Raw genomic sequence first — 19,391 nt, forward strand, 5'->3', positions numbered from 1 at the left:
ACGCCGGGTCAGAAGGGGGGCGTAATACGAAGTACCGTGCCTGGTTTCAAAGTGTCGCCAAGGGATGGATCAATCATATCGACCTGGCGCATTGATTAAAGTCAAAAGACAGACAAGCAGTCTTGCCGGATTCGTAACAATGCCGCGGCCAGAGCACGTGCCCCCCTCGCCGGCAGGCAAGGCTGCACTTGCAGGTGACGGTGGCGGCGCACTTGCTGGCATACTGATGCCTCTGATTCTGGAGCCCGCCATCGGTATGAATGTTGAGTCCCCCCTTCGCGCCTGGGAACAGGCCATCGAACACAACGGTTTTGTTCACGACCCCGCGCAGTGGCGGGCGGTGCAGGCGCTGCAACAGTGTCATGAGGCCTTGCATTCAGGTGCGCCCTCGGTCAAGGGTGTGTACCTGTGGGGGCCGGTGGGGCGGGGCAAAACCTGGCTCATGGACCAGTTTTTCCAGAGCCTGACAGTGCCCGCGCGACGCCAGCACTTCCATCACTTTATGCAGTGGGTGCATCAGCGCCTGTTTCAATTGATTGGCACGCCCGACCCGCTTAAAGCGCTGGCGCAGGCCTTGGGCAAAGAGCTGAAGGTGCTGTGTTTTGACGAGCTGTTCGTCAATGACATTGGCGATGCGATTATTTTGGGGCGTTTATTTCAAGTCATGTTCGATGAGGGCGTGGTGTTGGTGTGTACTTCCAATCAGCCGCCTGAACAACTCTATGGCCACGGCTTTAACCGTGATCGCTTCGCGCCGGCGATTACGGCCATTGTTAACCATATGACGGTGGTGTCGGTGGACGGGTCTGAAGACCACCGCCTGCACCCCGGCATTGCCCGGCAGCGGTATTGGGTGGTCGAGCCCGGCCAGCCGGGTACGATGGCACCGGTATTTGACGCGCTGGCTCAGGGGCAGGCGGTGTCCGATCAACCGATCCGCGTGGGCCATCGTTCCTTGAACGTGGTGCAGGCCAGTGACACCGTGGTGTGGTGCACCTTTCACGCATTGTGCGAGCAGCCCTTGGCCGCCACCGAGTTTATGGACCTGTGTGACCGCTTCCAGGGTGTGCTGCTCAGTGAGGTGCCTTGCCTGAGTGCCGAACAGCGCGAAGGCAAGATCGCCCGTGGCACTGAGGATGGGGCCGTGAAGGTTGAGGCGGGTGATCGCGAACTGCCGCAGCTGTCAAAGTTCGATGACAGCGTGCGGCGATTTATTGCGCTGATCGACGAGTGCTATGACCGCAAAGTGCCCGTGTTTATTGAGGCGCAGGTGCCTATGGATCAGCTCTATACCCAAGGTTACCTCGCGTTTGCCTTTCGTCGTACCCTCAGCCGTTTACAAGAAATGCAGTTGCAGCGCTACGGCCAGTAACGGTGCGATGCCGCTGATCAATCCCACTGTGGCGCAACGCTGGCCGGGTTGGTCAGGCGATGTCCACGGTCCAGTGCCGCGATTTGCGCCATGTCATCAGCCTCCAGCTTAAGCGCGCTGGCCTTGAGGTTGCTCTCAAGGTTGGCGCGCTGCGTGGACGATGGGATCACCGAATAACCCAGTTGCATGGCCCACGCCAGTGCCACTTGCGCCGGGGTTGCATTGTGGCGTTGGGCGATGCGGACAATCACCGGGTCTTTCAGTACTTCGCCATACGCCAGCGTCATGTACGAGGTGATGTGGATGCCATGACGTTGCGCGAAGGCCACCACTTCGCGGTTTTGCAGGTAGGGGTGCAACTCGATCTGGTGCGTTGCGATGTGCTCGGCCCCGACGGCGGCAATCGCTTCTTGCATCAGCGCGTTGGTGAAGTTCGACACGCCAATGGCACGGGTCAGGCCTTGTTGCTTGGCTTGCAGCAATGCACCCATAAACTCGGCCACAGGCACTTCATTGTTGGGTGACGGCCAATGGATGAGCGTGAGGTCCAGATGGTCGGTGCGCAGTTTTTCCAGGCTGTCCTTGAGGCTGGGGATCAGCGCATCACGGGCAAAATGGCTGACCCAGATCTTGCTGGTTATAAACAGCTCATTGCGCGGCACGCCACGCTCGGCAATCGCCTGGCCGACATCGGCTTCATTGCCGTAAATCTGCGCGGTATCGATGGCCCGGTAGCCCAGTTCAAGGGCTGTTTTAACCGAGTCAATGACCACTTGGCCTTGAAGACGAAACGTGCCGAGGCCGAAGGCTGGAACAGTCATGGGTAACTCCTGGAGTGCGTAAGGTTGAGCACCAGTATGCGTGCCTTAACCCGCCGCAAACACCGCAGGTTGGGCAAAGCACTTTTGACCTTGGGTCATGAATCGATCGTCCACAGGGTGTTGCGCCACACCCTGCGCTTATTCAGGCACAGGTAAAGGGAAGTCGGGCAATTGTTCATGCCCCGAATGACAGGAGCCGTTAAAAATAGACAGGCCAATGTTGTTGCACGGGCGTTGTCCAATTAAATACAACTGATTTCGATACGGTACAAAGCACGGAGTGGACACATACGTTTCGACTGACTCGTTCAGCATTACAGGTTCTGTTGAACTGAAGGGGTGCACGCCAACCAGGCAAGCGTGTGAGGGGGATTTTAATGTGGCGTGGTAAAGGCCTTTTCTCCCGGCAAAAATTGACACTGAGTCGTGCAGATCAATGGCAAGATTGGTGTAGGCCGGTGACCACTGATTATGCAAAAGGCTGCTGATATAAAGCTTGTCATCGACGCCACGAAAACCGGCATAGAGCTTGGCTGAGCCAGGGTGTGGTTGGTATGCGCACAGTGAAGGGCTGCCTTTAAGCTCAATGCTGTTAGCCTCCAGGGTGTCTCCCCAACGATCACGCCAAAGTTCCTTGTGGAAAAGTGTAGTGCTTTCGCTCCCCCGAACAGCGAGGTAAAGCGTATCGCCGTTGTTGAACACAGCAGGGGCATCTGAGGTTAAGAGGTCTGGCACAACTCTCACAGAAGACCATTGAACGCCGTTAAAGGTCAGATAACGCACTGACAGGTCGTTTGCTGTAAAGAAGCAATACAAGCTTCCGTTAAAAACACTCACTGCCTGACGAGCACGGGTGAGTCCTTGCACCGCAATATTATTGCGGCTTTCGATGAAAATGGCATGCCCATCAAGTTGTGTTGATAAGACGATGTAACCTAATGACAAGGGTTGGTCGGGTGACTCTTTAGTGTAGAAAATATATAACTTGTCGTTGAATTCAATGGACGCAAGCGGACTGCAAGCCGCTGTTCTCTCAATGGATAGAAGCTGATGCCATTGCATGCAGTGTGGTTCTTCAATCGTGTGAATGACCGAAAAACGGGATGATTGTGAACGCTCTTGTGTTTCGATGCTCATTAAACGCTCCTGTGTGCACGTTGCTCGGGTGTGTTCTTGTGCACAGTTAAACTTCGGGTGTTTACAGGTGTTTCGCCAGAGCCATGTATGGCTGAGCAGGGAGAGTAATGATTTCGTGAATGTACAGGTCATACATAAATAGGCTGAATAAAACCGTGTGCGGAAGGTTAAATGTAACTGCCCACACACAATGAATACGCGGGCGGTCACCTCACTCGCCAGCCCCCGCCCAACGCCTTGTACAGTTCAATGCTGGCCTGTAACCGTGCCAGGCGCAGTTGCACGTTCTGGTCTTGTGCCTGATACAGCACGCGCTGGGTTTGCAGTACGCTCAGCAGCATTTCGGCCCCGGCCTGGTAGCGGTTTTCAGCGAGGTCGAAAGCGCGTTGAGCCTGTTTGAGTTCTTCGTCTTGCCAGTGGCGTTGCTGGTCCAGGCCATGAATGGTGGTGAGGGCTTTTTCGACGTCGGCAAAGGCGTTGACGATACTGGCGCGGTAAGTGCTCAACAGTTCCTGCTGACGGGCGATGGTCTTGTCGCGTTCGGCGCTCAGGCGACCGTTGTTGAAAATTGGTGCGGCCAGCCCGGCGGTCAGGCTGTAAAACGGGCTGCGCAATACATCGCTCAGGCGGTCGGCCCCCGAGCCCAGGCTTGTGCTTAAGGTCAGGCCGGGCAGCATGGCCGCGCGGGCGACGGTGATGTCGGCGTGGGCGGCGGCGAGGTTGGCCTCGGCACGGGCAATATCAGGGCGGCGACTCAGCAGGTGGCCAGGCACGCCGCTGTCAATCGTCGGCCATTGCAACTGATCAAAGGGTGTGCCGCCCAGCGTCAGGCGTTGCACGGGCTCACCGAGCAACAGGGCGAGGCCGATACGGGCCTGTTGCGCCTGTTGCGCAAACAGCGGCACCTGACGTTGCTGGTTGGCCACCAGGCTCTTTTGCTGGGCCAGTTCCAGGGCGGTGGCCGAGCCGGCGTCGTAACGGGTTTGTACCACGTTCAGCACGCGCCCGGCGTTGAGCAGGTTGAGGCGGGCGATACGCAGTTGCTCGTCAAATGCCAAGGTTTGCACGTACTGGTCGGCGACGCTGCCGAGCACAGTCAGCTCCACCGTGGCGCGGTCAAATTCGCTGGCGTTGAGCCGTTGCCCGGCGCTCTCCCGTGCGGCGGCCTGGCCTCCCCAGAAGTCGACTTCATAGTGGGCAGTCAATCGGGCGTCAAAATAATCCACCGCCTTGTTATCGTCGCGAGCGTCGAGTTGGCTATAGCCTTGGCCACGTAGCAGTTTCTCGCGGTTGCCGCTGCCGGCCAATGTGGCTTCGGGCAAGCGCGAAGCACCTGCAATCACGGCACTGGCCCGTGCTTGTTGCACCCGCGCCACCGCTGCGGCCAGGTCGTAACTGTCGGTTCGCGCCTGGGCAATCAGGCGATCCAGTTCGGGGCTGGCGAAGTGTGTCCACCATTGTGCACTGATCGGTTGGTCGGCCTGGCTGTGGGGGGATTGCCACGCCAGGGGCGGTATCACCCCGGTTGTGTCAGGGGGAATGGACTGGCTGCAGGCAGTCAGCATCAGGTACAAGGGCAGCACGCTTAAAGGCAGTTTTATCACAAGGTTATTCACTGGTAAGGGCTGTGACGGGGTCGAGCCGTGCCGCTTTGCGGGCGGGCATAAAGCCGAAAATAACGCCCGTTGCCAGTGCACAGCCAAACGCACCGAGTACGGCGACCATCGAGAACGCCACCGCCACGTTGCACAGCAGCAACACGCCACCGACCACAAAGGCCAGTGTGACGCCCGCGGCACCGCCCACAACAGACAGCATCAGGGCTTCGGTCAGAAACTGGCGCAGGATGTCGCGCTGACGGGCTCCGGTGGCCATACGAATACCGATTTCGCGGGTCCGTTCGCGTACGGTCATCAGCATGATATTCATCACGCCGATACCGCCCACCAGCAGCGAAATGGCAGCAATTGAACCGAGCATCAATGACAGCGTGTTGCGGGTTTTGGCTTCAGCCTGAATCATTGCGGCGTTGTTGGTAATTTCGAAGTCGCGTGTGCCGTGGTGCAATTTGAGCATGAGCTGTTCGATGGCTTTTTCGGTCTGGTTGACCTTGCTCGCGTCGGCGGCCGCAATCACGACATATTCCGGGTTATGGGTGCCGAACAGGCGCACGCTGGCAGCGGAGTAGGGCACCACAATGCGCGAGTCGCTGTCCGAGTCGCCCGAGCTGGCCCCTTTCTCGGCCAGAACGCCGACCACGCGAAACGGCACGTTTTCCAACAAAATGTACTGCCCGATCGGGTTGGCCACGTCCTTAAGTACCTTGTCGCGCACTTTTTTACCGATCACCGCGACCGCCGCGCCAGCGTCTTCATCCGCCTGGGTAAAGAAGCTTCCTTGTACCACCGGCCAGTTGAAGATCGCCGGAAAATCAATACCGTTGCCGCCGGTGTACATCGTGTGGTCGACGTTGCCGTAGCGCACGCCAATCTCCGCGCCGTTGATGGGCATGATCATCTTTACGTGGGGCAAGGTCGACAGGGCGGCGACGTCGTTGAGCGTGACGATGCCCAGTGGTGCCCGGGGGCGCGGGGGCATGCCGCTGAGGTAAATAATGTTGGAGCCGAAAGCCCCCATTTCGGCCATGACCTGGCGCTTGCTGCCTTCACCCACAGCCAGCATGACCACCACCGAGGCCACGCCGATCACGATGCCGAGCAAGGTCAGGGCGGTGCGAAAACGGTTGATCCACATCACCCGCCAGGCGGCTTGCACGGCCTCCACCCCTTCGCCTTTCCAGGCCCCGCGAGCTTCGCTGCCCTCGTTCAGGCGCTGGCGCAGGTCGATGGCTTGCAGAGCCTTGGGATTGTCGTCAGGCGCGGGTTCACCGTTGGCACTGTCACTGATGACCTCGCCGTCACGCACCTCAATGATGCGTTTGGCGCGGGCTGCTACCTCGCGATCGTGGGTGATCAAAATAACCACATGGCCCTGGCTGGCCAGTTCGTCAAGCAGCGTCATGACCTCGGCACCGCTATGGCTGTCGAGGGCACCGGTCGGTTCGTCGGCGAGGATGATATGCCCACCGTTCATCAGCGCGCGGGCGATCGACACCCGTTGCTGCTGACCACCGGAGAGTTGATGTGGGCGGTTGCCCGTACGCTCGGCCAGGCCAAGACGGGTGAGCAGGGCGGCGGCGCGGGCGTGTCGCTCGGCGGCGGGTGTGCCGGCGTAAATGGCAGGCATCTCGACGTTCTCCAGCGCCGACGCCGAAGGGATCAGGTGATAGCCCTGAAACACAAAGCCGAAAGCCTCGCGGCGTAGCCACGCCAGCTCATCGGAGTTCAGGTGGGCGACATCCTCACCGGCAAACAGGTAGCGGCCGCTGGTGGGGCGGTCGAGGCAGCCGAGGATGTTCATCAGGGTCGACTTGCCCGAACCGGACGCACCGACAATGGCGACGAACTCCCCGGCGTGGATCGACAGGCTGACACCTTTGAGTACCTGCACTTCGGGGCTGTCGATACCGCCATAGACCTTGCGGATGCCCTGCAGGTCGATCAAGGGAGTAGGCATTCAGCCTCCATGGCCATTAACCGGGCCGATCAACAGATGATCCCCCTCGTTCAATCCTTCGAGTACTTGTACCTGCAGCCTGTCCGTGAGACCGGTGCGAAGGGTGCGCGTTTCGACCTTGCCGTTTTTGGCCACCACGTGGGCGGTTTGATGATCGCTTTCGGTGCTGCCTTGCAGCGCGACAATGGGTGCCAGCAACACGGCTTTGGCCTGGCCGGCGACAAAAAACACTTGGGTGGTCATTTCCGACATCAGCGCTTGGTCGGTGTTGTCCACATCCAGCAGCACGGTGTACAGCACCACGCGGCCGCTGCCGCTTTTGCCTGAACCACCGGGGCTGCCGCCGCCCTGGGCGATTTCATTGAGGGGCTTGGGCGGCACGGGGAGGATCTGGCGTACGGTGCTGCTCCATCGCCGGTTACCCCCGCTCAAGGTCGTGAAATAGGCTTGCATTCCCGGTTTCACATAACCGATATCGGCTTCCGACACTTCGGCCCAGACGGTCATGGACGACAACCTGGCGATGCGCAGAATCAACGGGGTTTGCTGCTGGGCATTGAGGGTCTGGCCGACGCGGGCATCGAGCATCACCACGGTGCCGGACATGGGCGCGTAAATGCGCGTGTAGCCCAGTTCGGCCTGGTCGCTGCGCAAGCTGGCCTGGGCCTGGCGGATTTGCGCCTGGATCATATCGATCCGTGCTTGGGTGGTGTGCACTTCAGCCTGGGCGCTTTGCACGTCCTCTTCGCGAGTGGCACCGCCTTTGGCGAGGTGCTGCTGACGCTGGAATTTCTGCCGGGCCAGCGTGTGCAGGGCGCGCTGCTCTTGCAGTTGGGCCTTGAGGTTTTCAATGGCGAAACGGCTGGCGTCAATGCGCGCGGTTTGTGTTGCGGGGTCGATTTCGACCAGCAACTGACCTTCTTTGACCTCATCGCCGACGTCGACATGCAGCGTGTTGATTTGCCCGGAGGCCTGGGCACCGACATCGACATATTGCCGTGGCTGCAAGGTGCCGAGGGCAGTGACACTGCTTTCGATGTCGCCACGGGTCACGGCAACGGTGTCATAGGCTTCGCGCCCTGGCGTAAGAAAGGGCCACGCAATCAGTGCGCTGACCAGCGTTAAACACACGATAAGCAGCAGCGCACGGCGGGTCTGTCGAGGGCGTTTCATGCAGGGTTCCGGCCAAATAAAATCGGCCCGTGGTCATGGTGCCGGGTTTCAACCCCAGAACCTAAGGCTTGCGACCGGTGATTGACACGGGGAATTGTTGAGTAGACGTAGGATGCAGCTAATAAATTAAGAATATTCCTACAAGCAGGTAACCAAATGTTTCTCGGTCGTTTTTTCAGGCGATTCAAGGGCGTGCGCTTTAAATCTATATGAGAATTACTATAAATTGCATCCCTAAAAGTGCCATCATCACGCCGCTATTTTTTGAGTCTGATGTTGTGCTCGTGATGTGTTGCCGCTGCCGTTGCGCCCAGGAGTCCTGTTGGAAAACTACTATCGCGAACTGGTGAGGTTTTTAAGTGCCAGGCTGGGCAATGCCCACGCCGCCGAAGACGTGGTGCATGACGCCTATATTCGCGTGCTGGAACGAGCCAGCGATGAGCCGATTGAGCAGCCTCGGGCGTTTCTGTACCGCACGGCGCTCAATTTGGTCATCGACGGCCATCGGCGCAATGCTTCGCGTCAGGTTGAGCCGCTGGAGGTCCTGGACACTGAAGAGCGCTTCTTCAGCCCTTCGCCACAGATGTTGATGGACCACGACCAGCGACTGGAAATGGTCCAACGGGCACTTTGCGAACTGCCCGCCGTGTGCCGTGAAAGTTTTTTGCTGCGCAAGATCGAAGGGCTTTCTCACCCTGAGATTGCCGAGCGCCTGGGCGTGTCGCGCAGCGTGGTGGAAAAGCACATCGTGAATGCCATGAAGCACTGCCGTGTGCGTATCCGCCAGTGGGATAACGCTTGAAGCCAACCAGCCCCATGCTCAGGCTGGCGCTAACTATCTAGCACTTTCAAGAAAGACTCCGTTGATTTAATGAGCGCACATTTTTTTCAGATGAGCGCAACATGACTAACCATCACGCCCAATCCCTGCCAGCCTCACTGACCCCGCGCGATGCGATGCTGCTTCAGTTGGACCGCCGCTTGCAGGCGGCGGTCTCTCCCAGTGAATGGGTCAACGGGTTGCAAGCCGCAATTACGTTGAACCAGCATGCCCATGAACAGATCCAGGCCTTGTATGCCGCAGCGCCCACCTTGAATCAGGTGCTGCGTGAGCAGTTGCACACCGCCTTGACCTACGACCCGGACCAGGTTGAATGGAAAGCTGCGCAGCAGCCCCAGATAACCTTGACGCAGGCGGTGGCCAATTACCTCCACGGTGTTGCGGTTCCGGCGGACATCAATTCGCGCATCACCCTCAAATGGGCCTCGGCTGCGGACGATGAAGCGTTTCCCCTGACGCCCGCTCAGGTGCTCACGCATTTTCAAGCCCTGGGGATGCCGACGCGTTACAACACTAGCGTCAGGGACTACTGGGCCGCTATTGCGGCGGGCCAATCAGTAAGTCGCGGCGATTATGCAGGGCAGTTGCGCCGCACCTTGATCCGAACGCAAGTGACCTTGGCGCAAGCCTGCGGGCAATTAAGCGATGAGGGCGCAAAGAGGTGGCGGCAGGTGATCGATGCGCCCTCGCAACTGGAACGTCAGCAGGCCGGTGCAGGGCCGGCCGAGCGGGAAATCAGTGAAATTGCCTGGGGCAATGGCAATGGCAGCTCGGTGACCTTTAAGGGGGCCTTTGTTGTGCATGCCCGCGACACGGCGCAAGACCCGTGTGAGCTCCTGTTTGTACCGGGGCTGGGGTTGGAACTGTTTGAGTACGCCTCGCGTGCAGCCCTTGTGGCGCAACTGCAACGCTGGACGGGCAGTGACACTCAGCCGGGCTGGTTGCTGTGGCAATTGTTGGCGTACCACAGCCGTTCAGTGCTGTACGAGGCGGGCAAGAAGCGTACGTTGGACAGGCTGGTTTACACCCCGGTCAGCGAAGATATTTTTCAGCACAGCGCCCGCGCCAGTTTCAGTACCCAGCACAGCAATGAATTGCTCAGTGCCGTGATGGTCAGCCCGGCGTTACAAAACGGAGCTTCAACCCTGCTGGCGCAAGACACTAGCGGCGTGGCTCTTAGTTACGCTCAGGCCCTTGAACAATGGCGGGGCGAAATTGCCTCTAAAGGCTTGCCTGCTGAACAGATTGAAGCGGTAGCAGCGCTAGTTCGCCGCGATGCGCGCTGGCATGCCGGCGACATTACATTCGGCAGCCTTGCGGTTGAGATCGCGTTGCGTATCCGTCAGGAAAAAATCCAGGTACAGGAGCACGCACTCCTACAGTTACTGGACCCGTTGAAACTGACGCAGGAGAGCGCACCATTCAATCAGTTTCTAGAGAGCCAGTTGTTACTGCAGGCAGAGCGTGACAGGGCGGTCACGCATGTGAAGGACCTGACGGTTGAACGTGAGCTTGAGAACCCGGATGTGCTGACGCTTGATCGCGATGGGGGCTCGCATCAACGTGCCTTGATCGCCATTCGCGGTTTGGCGATTCATCATGAAGGCCAGTTGCAGCAGTGGCAGAAACAATTGAGCGAGGCCGAATTCAGGGCCTTGAGCCAAGCCTTGAAACTCAACATTGCAGGTGCCGACAGCACATCGTCGTTACGCACCGTCGGTGTTTCAATTGGCCCCCCGGATCAGGCCTTCCTGTTGGCAGGCGTGGTGGTGATTACTGCTCGTGAAGCGTTGCTCGCGCCCTCGACACCGGCGACCACGCTGTTATTTGTACCGGGCGTTGACGGTGGTCTGGCAGCGTTTACCTCGCTCAAACACCTGCAGGAACAGATCGGTAAAACCCTTACCCGTTACCCACAGAGTGCGCTATGGATGACCGTAGCCCTTGAAGAGCAAGTGGCTGCTCGCGCTTGGGTCAATGAGTTGACCCAACCGTCATCGCTGGCCATTCAATGGCTCGACATACCGATTGGCTTTGTCGAATACAGCGTTAAATCGCAAATCAAAGCGCACCGCAAAACGCTGTCAGCGATCAAAAAAAGAAGTTTTATTGTTCAGGGGTTACAACCGATAACGTCACTGCGCTTGTTGGGGCTGACGACCTCTATGTTGCTGCAGGTGCCTGAGCATGCCGCGCGTGAGTTGGCTATTGAGAACGTGGCCATACAGCGTCAGGCGCAGGCGTTGAAAGAGCAATGCATGACGGTGATCGGCACGTTGAGCGAGACGGCGCAAGAAGCGTATGCGAGTCAGTTGCGTGTAATCAGTGAAAGCACCTTGGCGGTTGAGCGTTACCTGGCAACACACTTGCCTTCACTGACAGCGTTTGCGGTGCAAAAACTGCACGACCAGTTTATCCATGATGGCTTTGGACAAGACCTTGACCCTCAACAGGTTATGTTTGGCATACCGGATTCAGTCAAAGTCATCAAAACCTTCAGCCCGCCAAAGGCGATCATTCCCGAGATCGAGGTCGGGCAAATCCCTTTGGATTACCGGGACTACTCGCTGCTCCAACTGGCCTTGATGAACATCGATATGACGGATCCGCAAACGGCTCTACGCCTCAAGCATATGCATGTCCGACACGCCCGATGGAAATCTCGACTCACGCCTGACTACCTGGGTCGGACAATACCGGCGCTGGATGTGGCGGGTGCTTACGAACGAGAGGTCACGCGTGTTTTTTTTGGCCCCGCGTCAGCCAGCGACAGTTTCTCTGCAATGCAGCCCGAGAATAGCGTCCTGACTCAATTGATGAGTCGGCCCCACCGGCAGGCGCTGGAACTGCAACTGTGGTTGTCCCGCCAGCAAGGCCTGAGCGAGGCCGCTTTGACGTTGTTCAGCTGTGCCATCAGGGCCCGTACGGTGGCTGACCTGCACGCTGAAGGCATGAGTGTTGAGATCGGCCAGGTGGTTCTCAGTAGCTTTGTCGAGCATTACGGGTGGAGCTCTCTGGACCAGATACGGGTCATTCGTGATAAACGCTCGGGCATGACACTGCTCTACCTGCCTGATTTTCCTGAGGGCAAAAACCTTCAGGTTTACACCAGTCTGGCGTTGGCCAACGCAGCATTGACAGGCATGGCCAATACGGCGGCACACATGAAGTATGTGGCCGAGCATGTGAAGTCCAATGAAGACGTAGCAGGGGTGCAAAAGTATCTGGCAGATGGGGCCGCTTTTGTTCCGACCGAGTGGCTGGAGAGTGTCTTTACGTCTGAAGCTGATTTGGCGTGGAGCCTAAGCCTTGAACGCCCTGAGCGGCTGATCCGCACGGTGAACCTTGTGAGTCGCACCAACGCTCGGCTTCTGGCATTGCGCAATGAGCGTGACACCCAGCAGACCCTGGATTTGATTGCGTCGGGAATGGCCCTTGTACCCGGTTTGAACCTGATCAGTGATGTGTATTTCATCACGCGGGCGGCGACGGCGTTGAGTCAAACTCATGATCTATTGGACCGTGTAATGCTCGCGGCACACATAGTGATGTGCGTGGCCGACATTATTGTGACCATAGGCGGGGCTGTACTGCCCGCACCCGGGGCCGAAGGTGCAGAAGTGGCGGGCATAGCAGAGGTGGCAGATACAGAAGGCCCTACCTCAGTGCCTCTCGCACTGCCCCAGGTTCACTTGCAATCCTTGAATGCGCGGCGAGCCCTTAGTCAATCGGGCTGGGCCGCGCAGGCCAGGCCGGCACAAGCACGAGTGAGCGCGCAGGTGCTGTTCAAGAGCTTTGAGATTGATCGCTCCCCTCAAGGTGCCACTGCCTTGAGTGGGCAGTATGACCGTGGCAGTTACCTCAGCGAAGGTGTTCAATTTATTGTGCACAAGGGCAAAACCTACAACGTGGGGCGGCCTAAAAATGCCCAGGCCCTGCACTTGCGAGACCCCGTGACAGGCACTTTTGGGCCTCCCGTTCGCCAGGGTGTGAACGCAGAGTGGCACCTGGCTGCTGGCTATGGACTGCCCGGCGGTATGAAGCCTGCCGTGGAGTACCTGCTTGAGGGGGGTATGTCGCTTGAGGTGGCGCAAGGCATATTGGCCGATTATGACTTTCCGGCGGGTTCGGGGCTCGAGCAACTGTTTGCCATCCAGATCAAGATTACGGGGGTAAAGCCGGTGTGGGGTGACAAGTTCCGCGCGCAAACACCGGGCCCTAGCGCAGGCTCGTCGCAGCCCCGGCCTGTATCCGTTCCATTGATCGAAGAGTTGGAAGCCTACGCGCTAGTCCCCAGCGTCAGCCCACGACCTTCACCCGGCACCAGCGCCATGGATTCGGTGGTGATTGGAGATCGTGAGATCTTTATCGGTCGAGAAGCGAATGGTGATGGCTTTTATCCGCTTTACGAATGGGACTCTCAGCGAGTAGGGCAACTCACGCCTAGCGGACGTCTGTCGGCCGAGGGGATTTATCACATGGATGATGAGGCGGGTCAGATGGATTTCATTTCCATCAACGGGGCGTTCTTTCAGGCGTACTACAACCAAATCATCAATCGGTTGACAGTGATTAGGCCCGGGGGAAGGGTCCAGGACGGGTTGGTTGTTGAACCCCAGGGGGCTTTTCGGCGTATGGGTCAATGGCAGTTGGCTCCGGCTCCCGCTGCCGATATGAAGGTACGGCTGGATAACTTGTCACGCCAATTATTACCGCCTCCGGTCAGTGATGAGCAGCGGCTTCGTTATGTGTCGCTGTATGGGTTTCAGTTGATCAAGCGCATCGTGCCAGAGTTGCGTCTTGCCAGGACGGTACCTGAGCAAGATGCGTTGGCCATGGAATTTTCCTACCGACACGGACAGCCTGTTGACACCTTGATAAAGATCTTTGATGCCCGTCTCAAGGGGGAAGGCCTGCCTGAGGGGCTGCCGGTTTACGACGAAATTCAGGGGCTCACCCCTTTAATGAGTTCGGCGCAGAACCAATTGAATGTGAATGAATCATTCAAGAGAGGGAACTACACCATTGTGGCCCCGACATCGGTGCAAGAGATTGCTCGTCGCGATGCCATGCGCAGCACGCTGGAATCCATGGAAAAACTGCAACCCGCTCATATGAAAGAGGTGAACACATATCTTCGTGACCTGTTGGTTGCTAGGGGATATGAAGCATTGGGGCCTGAGGTGGCGGGCGTTTTTAGTCGTAATATTTTCCGGCAGGTATACCGTGGGCCCAACGGGGAAATCTATTTGGTTGCGGTCAAAGTGCTGGGTATACGAGAGGGCAGTAATGTATTGCGAGGCATCGGCATGCACAGCACGGTTCATGGACGGTACATGTCAGATGGGTGGGTTGAAACGACGATTGAACATGAAATGCGCGCCCACCCAGCGAATCCACTGCTGCAGACACTGCGCGATGCCCTCGAAAGTGGCCGGCTATATAAGGTATTGGCCGGTGTGTCCAGAAAGGGCGAGATTCTGATTTTTCGAATGTAAAGCACTGCACCTTCGGCACGCGGACGCCGGGCAGATTTTTCGCGCGCTATAAAACCGCGTGTGCCCCCATTCACATGGACGGCTGGCAGTCAGTGGCATGCCGAACTGCCACCACTGCCAAACGCTCCGGTGCCTGGTTTGTCCGATGGCAGGTGTTGGAAGCTCATGCGGCGAATCTTAGGAAATATCCTACATTTGCGATGGTTTATCCCCTTCGTCTAAGTAGCTCTTATACAGTGATCATAAGTGGCTGACTTCGAGTTGGACCAAGGTGTCCGGTATTTGAAGTGTGTTAGGGTGAGTGATGACAAGTGTAGGAAATGTCCTATACTTTAATTGTTATTCGTTAAGATGGGTTTGCCGGGTTAATACCGGGCGTAGTTATTCAAAAAGGTAGTTGTGAGATTTATACCGACTGATCCATGGCGTGCGACAGGTAGTCATTCAATGAAAGTGCTGATTGCAGATGACCATTCATTAATTCGTTCAGCTATTAAAACACTTCTGCAGAGTCAGGGTTATGATGTTGTCGGGGAGGCGGAAAACGGCGTTGAAGCGCTTCAATTGGCGCGAGCGCATCAAGTAGACCTGATTATTCTGGATGTTTTCATGCCCGGTCTAGATGGCCTTGAGGTGATTCAACGGCTCAGGTCTATCGGGCTCAACACGCGTATTCTGGTGCTCACGTCTCAATCAGCCCAGTTCTATTCGCACCGCTGCATGAAGGCTGGTGCGGCGGGTTTTATTTCGAAAACCCAGGGGCTTAATGACTTGTTGAGGGCCGTTAAAATCATTCAGGACGGGTACACATTTTTCCCGAATCTGTCGATAAACTCGGTGCGTCATAGCGACTCTACACAGAGCGATCAAGAGCTTATTGCTCGGCTGTCAGCCAGGGAGCTAAGCATTTTGCAACAACTGGCTCGTGGTTTAAGTAACAAGCAAATTGCCAGTGACATGATATTGAGCAGTAAAACGATCAGCACGTATAAAGCACGGCTGATTGAAAAGTTAAACATGAAATCGGTGGTGTACCTGGCAGATTTTGCCAAACGCAATGGTCTTGTTTAATTGAAACCCCTTGTGCTGTCGTGGTTCGCTGTACTGATGCTGGCGTTCGGCATACAACCCGTTAGCGCTAATGCATCAGTTGACATATTGACGTTGCTGGGCCGTTCTCAGGTTGAAGCGTACAGCGTGACCCTTGAGACGTCTGACCGTGAGTGGCTCAAGCAACACAGCACGTTGCGTCTGGGGGTTTCGGCACCTGATTACGCACCGTTTGATATCTCGGCCAACGGGCAGGACTTTGAAGGCCTGACGGCGGACTACGCGCAACTGTTAGCGCAGTTGCTGAATGTCAGCATCGAAGTCAGGCGCTATGACACAAGGCCGCTGGCAATGGAGGCGCTCAAGCGGGGTGAGCTGGACCTGCTGAGCAGTGCCAATGGTTTTGAGGCTGAGGACCCGGCCCTGGTCCTCAGCCTTGCCTATGCCGATGACTCGCCGACCCTGGTGACCCGCAGCAATGACCGAGAGCATTTGCCGGCCGATCTGGCCGGCAAGCGGCTCGCGATGCTCGATCACTATTTGCCGCCAGAGCGGGTCAAGGCGTTTTACCCCAAGGCTTCGTTACAGTTGTACCCGTCAACCTTGAGCGCTATCGGTGCCGTGGCGTTCGGTCAGGCAGATGTGTATCTGGGTGACTTCATCAGTGCCAATTACCTAATCAACAAAAACTACCTGAACAACGTGCAACTGGGCGACTTTTCAAGAATTGATGTCAGTCCGTTCTCCTTTGCACTCAGGCGCAAAGACCACACGTTACTGCGTATCGTCAATGCCGCGTTGGCGCAGATTCCGGCCAGTGAGCGCATGACCATTGTGCGGCGCTGGAGCTCGGAAGGGCCGCAAGTCAATCATCATTCTTCGTTGAACCTGACCGTCACTGAACAGCAATGGCTCGATGCTCATCGGCGGTTGAAGGTGGTGATCAACGATCAATTTGTGCCGCTATCGTTTTTTGACGAGCAAGGGGTTTTCAAGGGGGTGAGTGCCGACATCCTGCAATTGATCAGTGCCCGCACGGGGCTTGAATTCGACGTGCTCAAGGCAGATTCGGTGGAAGACATGATGCGCTGGGTCGACACGGGCAAGGCGGATCTGGTGGGCGCTTTTACCCCCAGTGCCGATCGTGCAAGCCAATTGGCCTTTACGCGCCCCTATGTCACCACACCTTTTGTACTGGTCACCCGCCAAGGTCCTGACAGCCCGGCCACGCTCAATGAAATGGGCAATCAGCGTCTGGTGCTGGTGAAGGGCAATGCGTTGCGTGAATTTATTCAGCAACATTATCCGCGCATTCAGGTGTTGCAGGCAGACAACGCCGCCGCCGCGATGGAGGCGGTGGCCCAAGGCAAGGCCGAGGGAGCCGTTAATGCCTTGATCAGTGCGCGGTACATGATTAATCGCCGTTACAGTGAGCGATTGCGCATCACCAGCACCGTGGGGACGCAACCGGCGCAGATCGGATTTGCCACGGCACATGACGGTTCTGTCTTGCATTCGATTCTGGACAAGGCGCTGGTGAGCATTACGCCGGAAGAAATGAGCGCCTTGAGTGGCCGCTGGCGCGGCATCACGCAGGAGGGTGAAAGTTACTGGTTACGCCACCGGGTCGCGATTCTTCAGGGTTTTGCCATTGCGGCCGCGTTGTTGCTGGTGGCGCTGGGCTGGATTGCTTATTTGCGCCGTGCAATAGCCAAGCGCCAGCAATTGTTGGAGCAACTTCAAGCGGCCAAGCAGAGTGCCGATGAGGCGAATCGGGCAAAAACTACATTTCTGGCGACCATGAGCCATGAAATTCGCACGCCTATGAATGCTGTTATTGGCATGCTTGAGCTGGCGATTAAAAAAGCCGATCAGGGCATTCTGGACCGTTTTGCCATTGAAGTAGCGTCACAGTCGGCCCGAGAGCTGCTGGATTTGATTGGTGACATCCTGGACATTGCTCGCATTGAGTCTGGGCATTTGTCCTTGAGCCCCAAGCGCGCGGCTGTGCGAACCCTTGTCGACGACCTGGTCCGCTTGTTTGATGGGTTGGCCCGCCAGAAACATCTGAATCTAGTGTGTGACTTTCACTCGATGCCAGCGCCCCCTGATGTACTGATCGACCCGCTGCGCTTCAAACAGGTGGTGTCAAACCTGCTGAGCAATGCCATTAAATTCACGGACCATGGAGAGGTCCGGTTAACGGTACACCTGGAATCCGTACCGGATACCTTACAAATGCTCATCTGCCTGCGAGTGGAAGACACGGGCTCCGGCATTAGTGAGGACGATCAGAAGCGCCTGTTCAGCCCGTTCGTACAGGCCAGTAACAACACTCAATCGGCGCGCAGCGGCTCTGGTTTGGGCCTGATGATCAGCCGCACGCTCTGCGAAATGATGGGCGGAACGCTGTTGCTTAACAGCACGCCGGGCGTTGGCACGCGGGTTGAGGTCACGTTGGCGGTGCCATGCCTTGAACCGCAAAGCTCACCTGCCGGTATTGAGAGTGCCCCCCTTGTTCCGGGTCGTGCTCTGACTATTCTGGTGGTGGATGACTACCCGGCCAACCGGTTGCTGTTATCGCAACAGTTGAGTTTTCTGGGGCACCGGGTCACGGATGTCGAGAATGGCGCACAAGGGCTCGCCGCTTGGCGCTCCACGCACTTCGACGCCGTGATCACGGACTGCAACATGCCGGTCATGAACGGTTATGAATTAGCCCGGGCCATACGGGCCGAAGAGCAATCGCGGGACCTTGAGCCTGTGCTGGTACTGGGTTTCACCGCCAATGCACAGCCTGAAGAAGTTGAGCGTTGCCGTGAAGCCGGGATGAATCAATGCCTGTTCAAGCCCACCAGCCTGAAGGACTTGAACGCTTGCCTGGCGTCGGGTGTGCTGCCCGATGTGGCACTTGCGGTGTCAGAGCCTGAGCCGGGTTATCGCAGCGCAGAATTTGACTTGAGTCACTTACGCCACTTGAGCCAAGGCGATGATGCTGCGTTTGACGTGCTGTTAGCCGAATTCGCTGCCAGCAACCGCCAGGATCTAGCCCGCTTGCTGGCGTATTTTATGAGCAATGATGTTGAGGGTTTAGCGTTTCTGGCGCATGGCATCAAGGGTGGAGCGGGGTTGATACAAGCTCACACCCTGATTGAGTGTTGCGGGCAACTGGAGCAGGCGTGTTCGACCGCTGACCCAGATCTCATTACGCCGTGTGTCGATGCGTTGCATCAGTGCATGGAGCAGCTAGAAGAAGCATTGGAGCCTTACCTGCGGACCAGTCTGTCTCATTAATGTCGAGGCTGTTGTTTGCGCCACCCTTGGCACGTTAAGGTCAAGGGCAGCCATAAGTGGACATAAATGATTCGTTGAGGAACCCGCACAATGTCGGATGTCGTTGTCGTTCAAGCAGACTATACCAACCCTATTCACGCCCAAGCCCTCAGGGACGTGTTGAATCACTATGCTCAGGATCCGATGGGCGGTGGCGAAGCATTGCCCGAAGACGTGCTGGAGCAGTTACCTGGTGAACTGGCCAAGCGTCCTCATGCCTTTAGCGTGCTGGCGTTCGTTGATCATCAAGCGGCCGGGCTGGTTAATTGTTTCGAGGGGTTCTCGACTTTCGCGGGTAAGCCCTTGGTGAATGTGCATGACGTGTCCGTCGTGGGCGCGTTTCGTGGCCTGGGCCTGAGTCAGAAAATGCTGAAAAAAGTAGAAGATATTGCCCGTGAGCGGGGCTGCTGCAAGCTCACCCTGGAGGTACTGGAAGGCAATCCGGTCGCTCAGGGGTCTTATCGTAAGTTTGGCTTCAGTGGCGGTCAGCTCGACCCGTCCCATGGCGTCATGCAATTCTGGAACAAATCACTTTAAGCACGACGGTGGTGTCGTGGGCCTGACGTGGGCGGATCGTGATCGGTCTTGCT

Annotated in this window: 11 protein-coding genes; 6 read left to right on the forward strand and 5 right to left on the reverse strand. The window is 57.2% G+C overall.

Annotated elements, in window-relative coordinates; all coding sequences use genetic code 11:
- Positions 1-256 precede the first annotated feature (256 nt).
- Positions 257-1,372, forward strand: coding sequence for a cell division protein ZapE (gene zapE, locus Q1W15_RS08600; protein ID WP_300726407.1), 1,116 nt, complete (start codon positions 257-259; stop codon positions 1,370-1,372).
- Between the two features lie 17 nt (positions 1,373-1,389).
- Here the strand turns inward: zapE and dkgB are convergent, their stop codons facing one another.
- From dkgB to Q1W15_RS08625, 5 genes are all read right to left on the reverse strand, one after another.
- A complete protein-coding gene (gene dkgB, locus Q1W15_RS08605; RefSeq protein ID WP_300726337.1) occupies positions 1,390-2,193 on the reverse strand; it encodes a 2,5-didehydrogluconate reductase DkgB in 804 nt (267 codons plus the stop codon).
- Between the two features lie 138 nt (positions 2,194-2,331).
- Positions 2,332-3,330, reverse strand: coding sequence for a hypothetical protein (locus Q1W15_RS08610; protein ID WP_300726340.1), 999 nt, complete (start codon positions 3,328-3,330; stop codon positions 2,332-2,334).
- A gap of 206 nt (positions 3,331-3,536) precedes the next feature.
- A complete protein-coding gene (locus Q1W15_RS08615) occupies positions 3,537-4,931 on the reverse strand; it encodes an efflux transporter outer membrane subunit (protein ID WP_300726410.1) in 1,395 nt (464 codons plus the stop codon).
- A 7-nt stretch (positions 4,932-4,938) separates the two neighbouring features.
- Positions 4,939-6,906, reverse strand: coding sequence for a MacB family efflux pump subunit (locus Q1W15_RS08620; protein WP_300726343.1), 1,968 nt, complete (start codon positions 6,904-6,906; stop codon positions 4,939-4,941).
- The gene (locus tag Q1W15_RS08625) at positions 6,907-8,079 is read right to left on the reverse strand and encodes an efflux RND transporter periplasmic adaptor subunit (protein ID WP_300726346.1); all 1,173 of its coding nucleotides are present in this window, start codon (positions 8,077-8,079) and stop codon (positions 6,907-6,909) included.
- Between the two features lie 322 nt (positions 8,080-8,401).
- Here Q1W15_RS08625 and Q1W15_RS08630 point away from each other — a divergent pair, with 322 nt between their 5' ends.
- From Q1W15_RS08630 to Q1W15_RS08650, 5 genes are all read left to right on the forward strand, one after another.
- Complete coding sequence (locus tag Q1W15_RS08630; RefSeq protein WP_300726349.1) at positions 8,402-8,881, forward strand: sigma-70 family RNA polymerase sigma factor; 480 nt, start codon at positions 8,402-8,404, stop codon at positions 8,879-8,881.
- A 101-nt stretch (positions 8,882-8,982) separates the two neighbouring features.
- A complete protein-coding gene (locus Q1W15_RS08635; protein WP_300726352.1) occupies positions 8,983-14,418 on the forward strand; it encodes a hypothetical protein in 5,436 nt (1,811 codons plus the stop codon).
- Between the two features lie 447 nt (positions 14,419-14,865).
- Complete coding sequence (locus Q1W15_RS08640) at positions 14,866-15,489, forward strand: response regulator transcription factor (protein WP_300726355.1); 624 nt, start codon at positions 14,866-14,868, stop codon at positions 15,487-15,489.
- The gene (locus Q1W15_RS08645) at positions 15,490-18,762 is read left to right on the forward strand and encodes a transporter substrate-binding domain-containing protein (protein ID WP_367280631.1); all 3,273 of its coding nucleotides are present in this window, start codon (positions 15,490-15,492) and stop codon (positions 18,760-18,762) included.
- Between the two features lie 90 nt (positions 18,763-18,852).
- The gene (locus tag Q1W15_RS08650; RefSeq protein WP_300726360.1) at positions 18,853-19,338 is read left to right on the forward strand and encodes a GNAT family N-acetyltransferase; all 486 of its coding nucleotides are present in this window, start codon (positions 18,853-18,855) and stop codon (positions 19,336-19,338) included.
- Positions 19,339-19,391: the final 53 nt, after the last annotated feature.

It is taken from the genome of Pseudomonas sp., from assembly GCF_030150285.1.
In the GTDB taxonomy this organism is placed as follows: domain Bacteria; phylum Pseudomonadota; class Gammaproteobacteria; order Pseudomonadales; family Pseudomonadaceae; genus Aquipseudomonas.

What these genes read in the sequence shown, in the direction of transcription:
- Q1W15_RS08640 (WP_300726355.1), top strand. Translation starts at nt 14,866, where the DNA reads ATGAAAGTGCTGATTGCAGATGACCATTCATTAATTCGTTCAGCTATT.
- Q1W15_RS08620 (WP_300726343.1), bottom strand. Translation starts at nt 6,906, where the DNA reads ATGCCTACTCCCTTGATCGACCTGCAGGGCATCCGCAAGGTCTATGGC.
- zapE (WP_300726407.1), top strand. Translation starts at nt 257, where the DNA reads ATGAATGTTGAGTCCCCCCTTCGCGCCTGGGAACAGGCCATCGAACAC.
- Q1W15_RS08635 (WP_300726352.1), top strand. Translation starts at nt 8,983, where the DNA reads ATGACTAACCATCACGCCCAATCCCTGCCAGCCTCACTGACCCCGCGC.
- Q1W15_RS08610 (WP_300726340.1), bottom strand. Translation starts at nt 3,330, where the DNA reads ATGAGCATCGAAACACAAGAGCGTTCACAATCATCCCGTTTTTCGGTC.
- Q1W15_RS08650 (WP_300726360.1), top strand. Translation starts at nt 18,853, where the DNA reads ATGTCGGATGTCGTTGTCGTTCAAGCAGACTATACCAACCCTATTCAC.
- dkgB (WP_300726337.1), bottom strand. Translation starts at nt 2,193, where the DNA reads ATGACTGTTCCAGCCTTCGGCCTCGGCACGTTTCGTCTTCAAGGCCAA.
- Q1W15_RS08625 (WP_300726346.1), bottom strand. Translation starts at nt 8,079, where the DNA reads ATGAAACGCCCTCGACAGACCCGCCGTGCGCTGCTGCTTATCGTGTGT.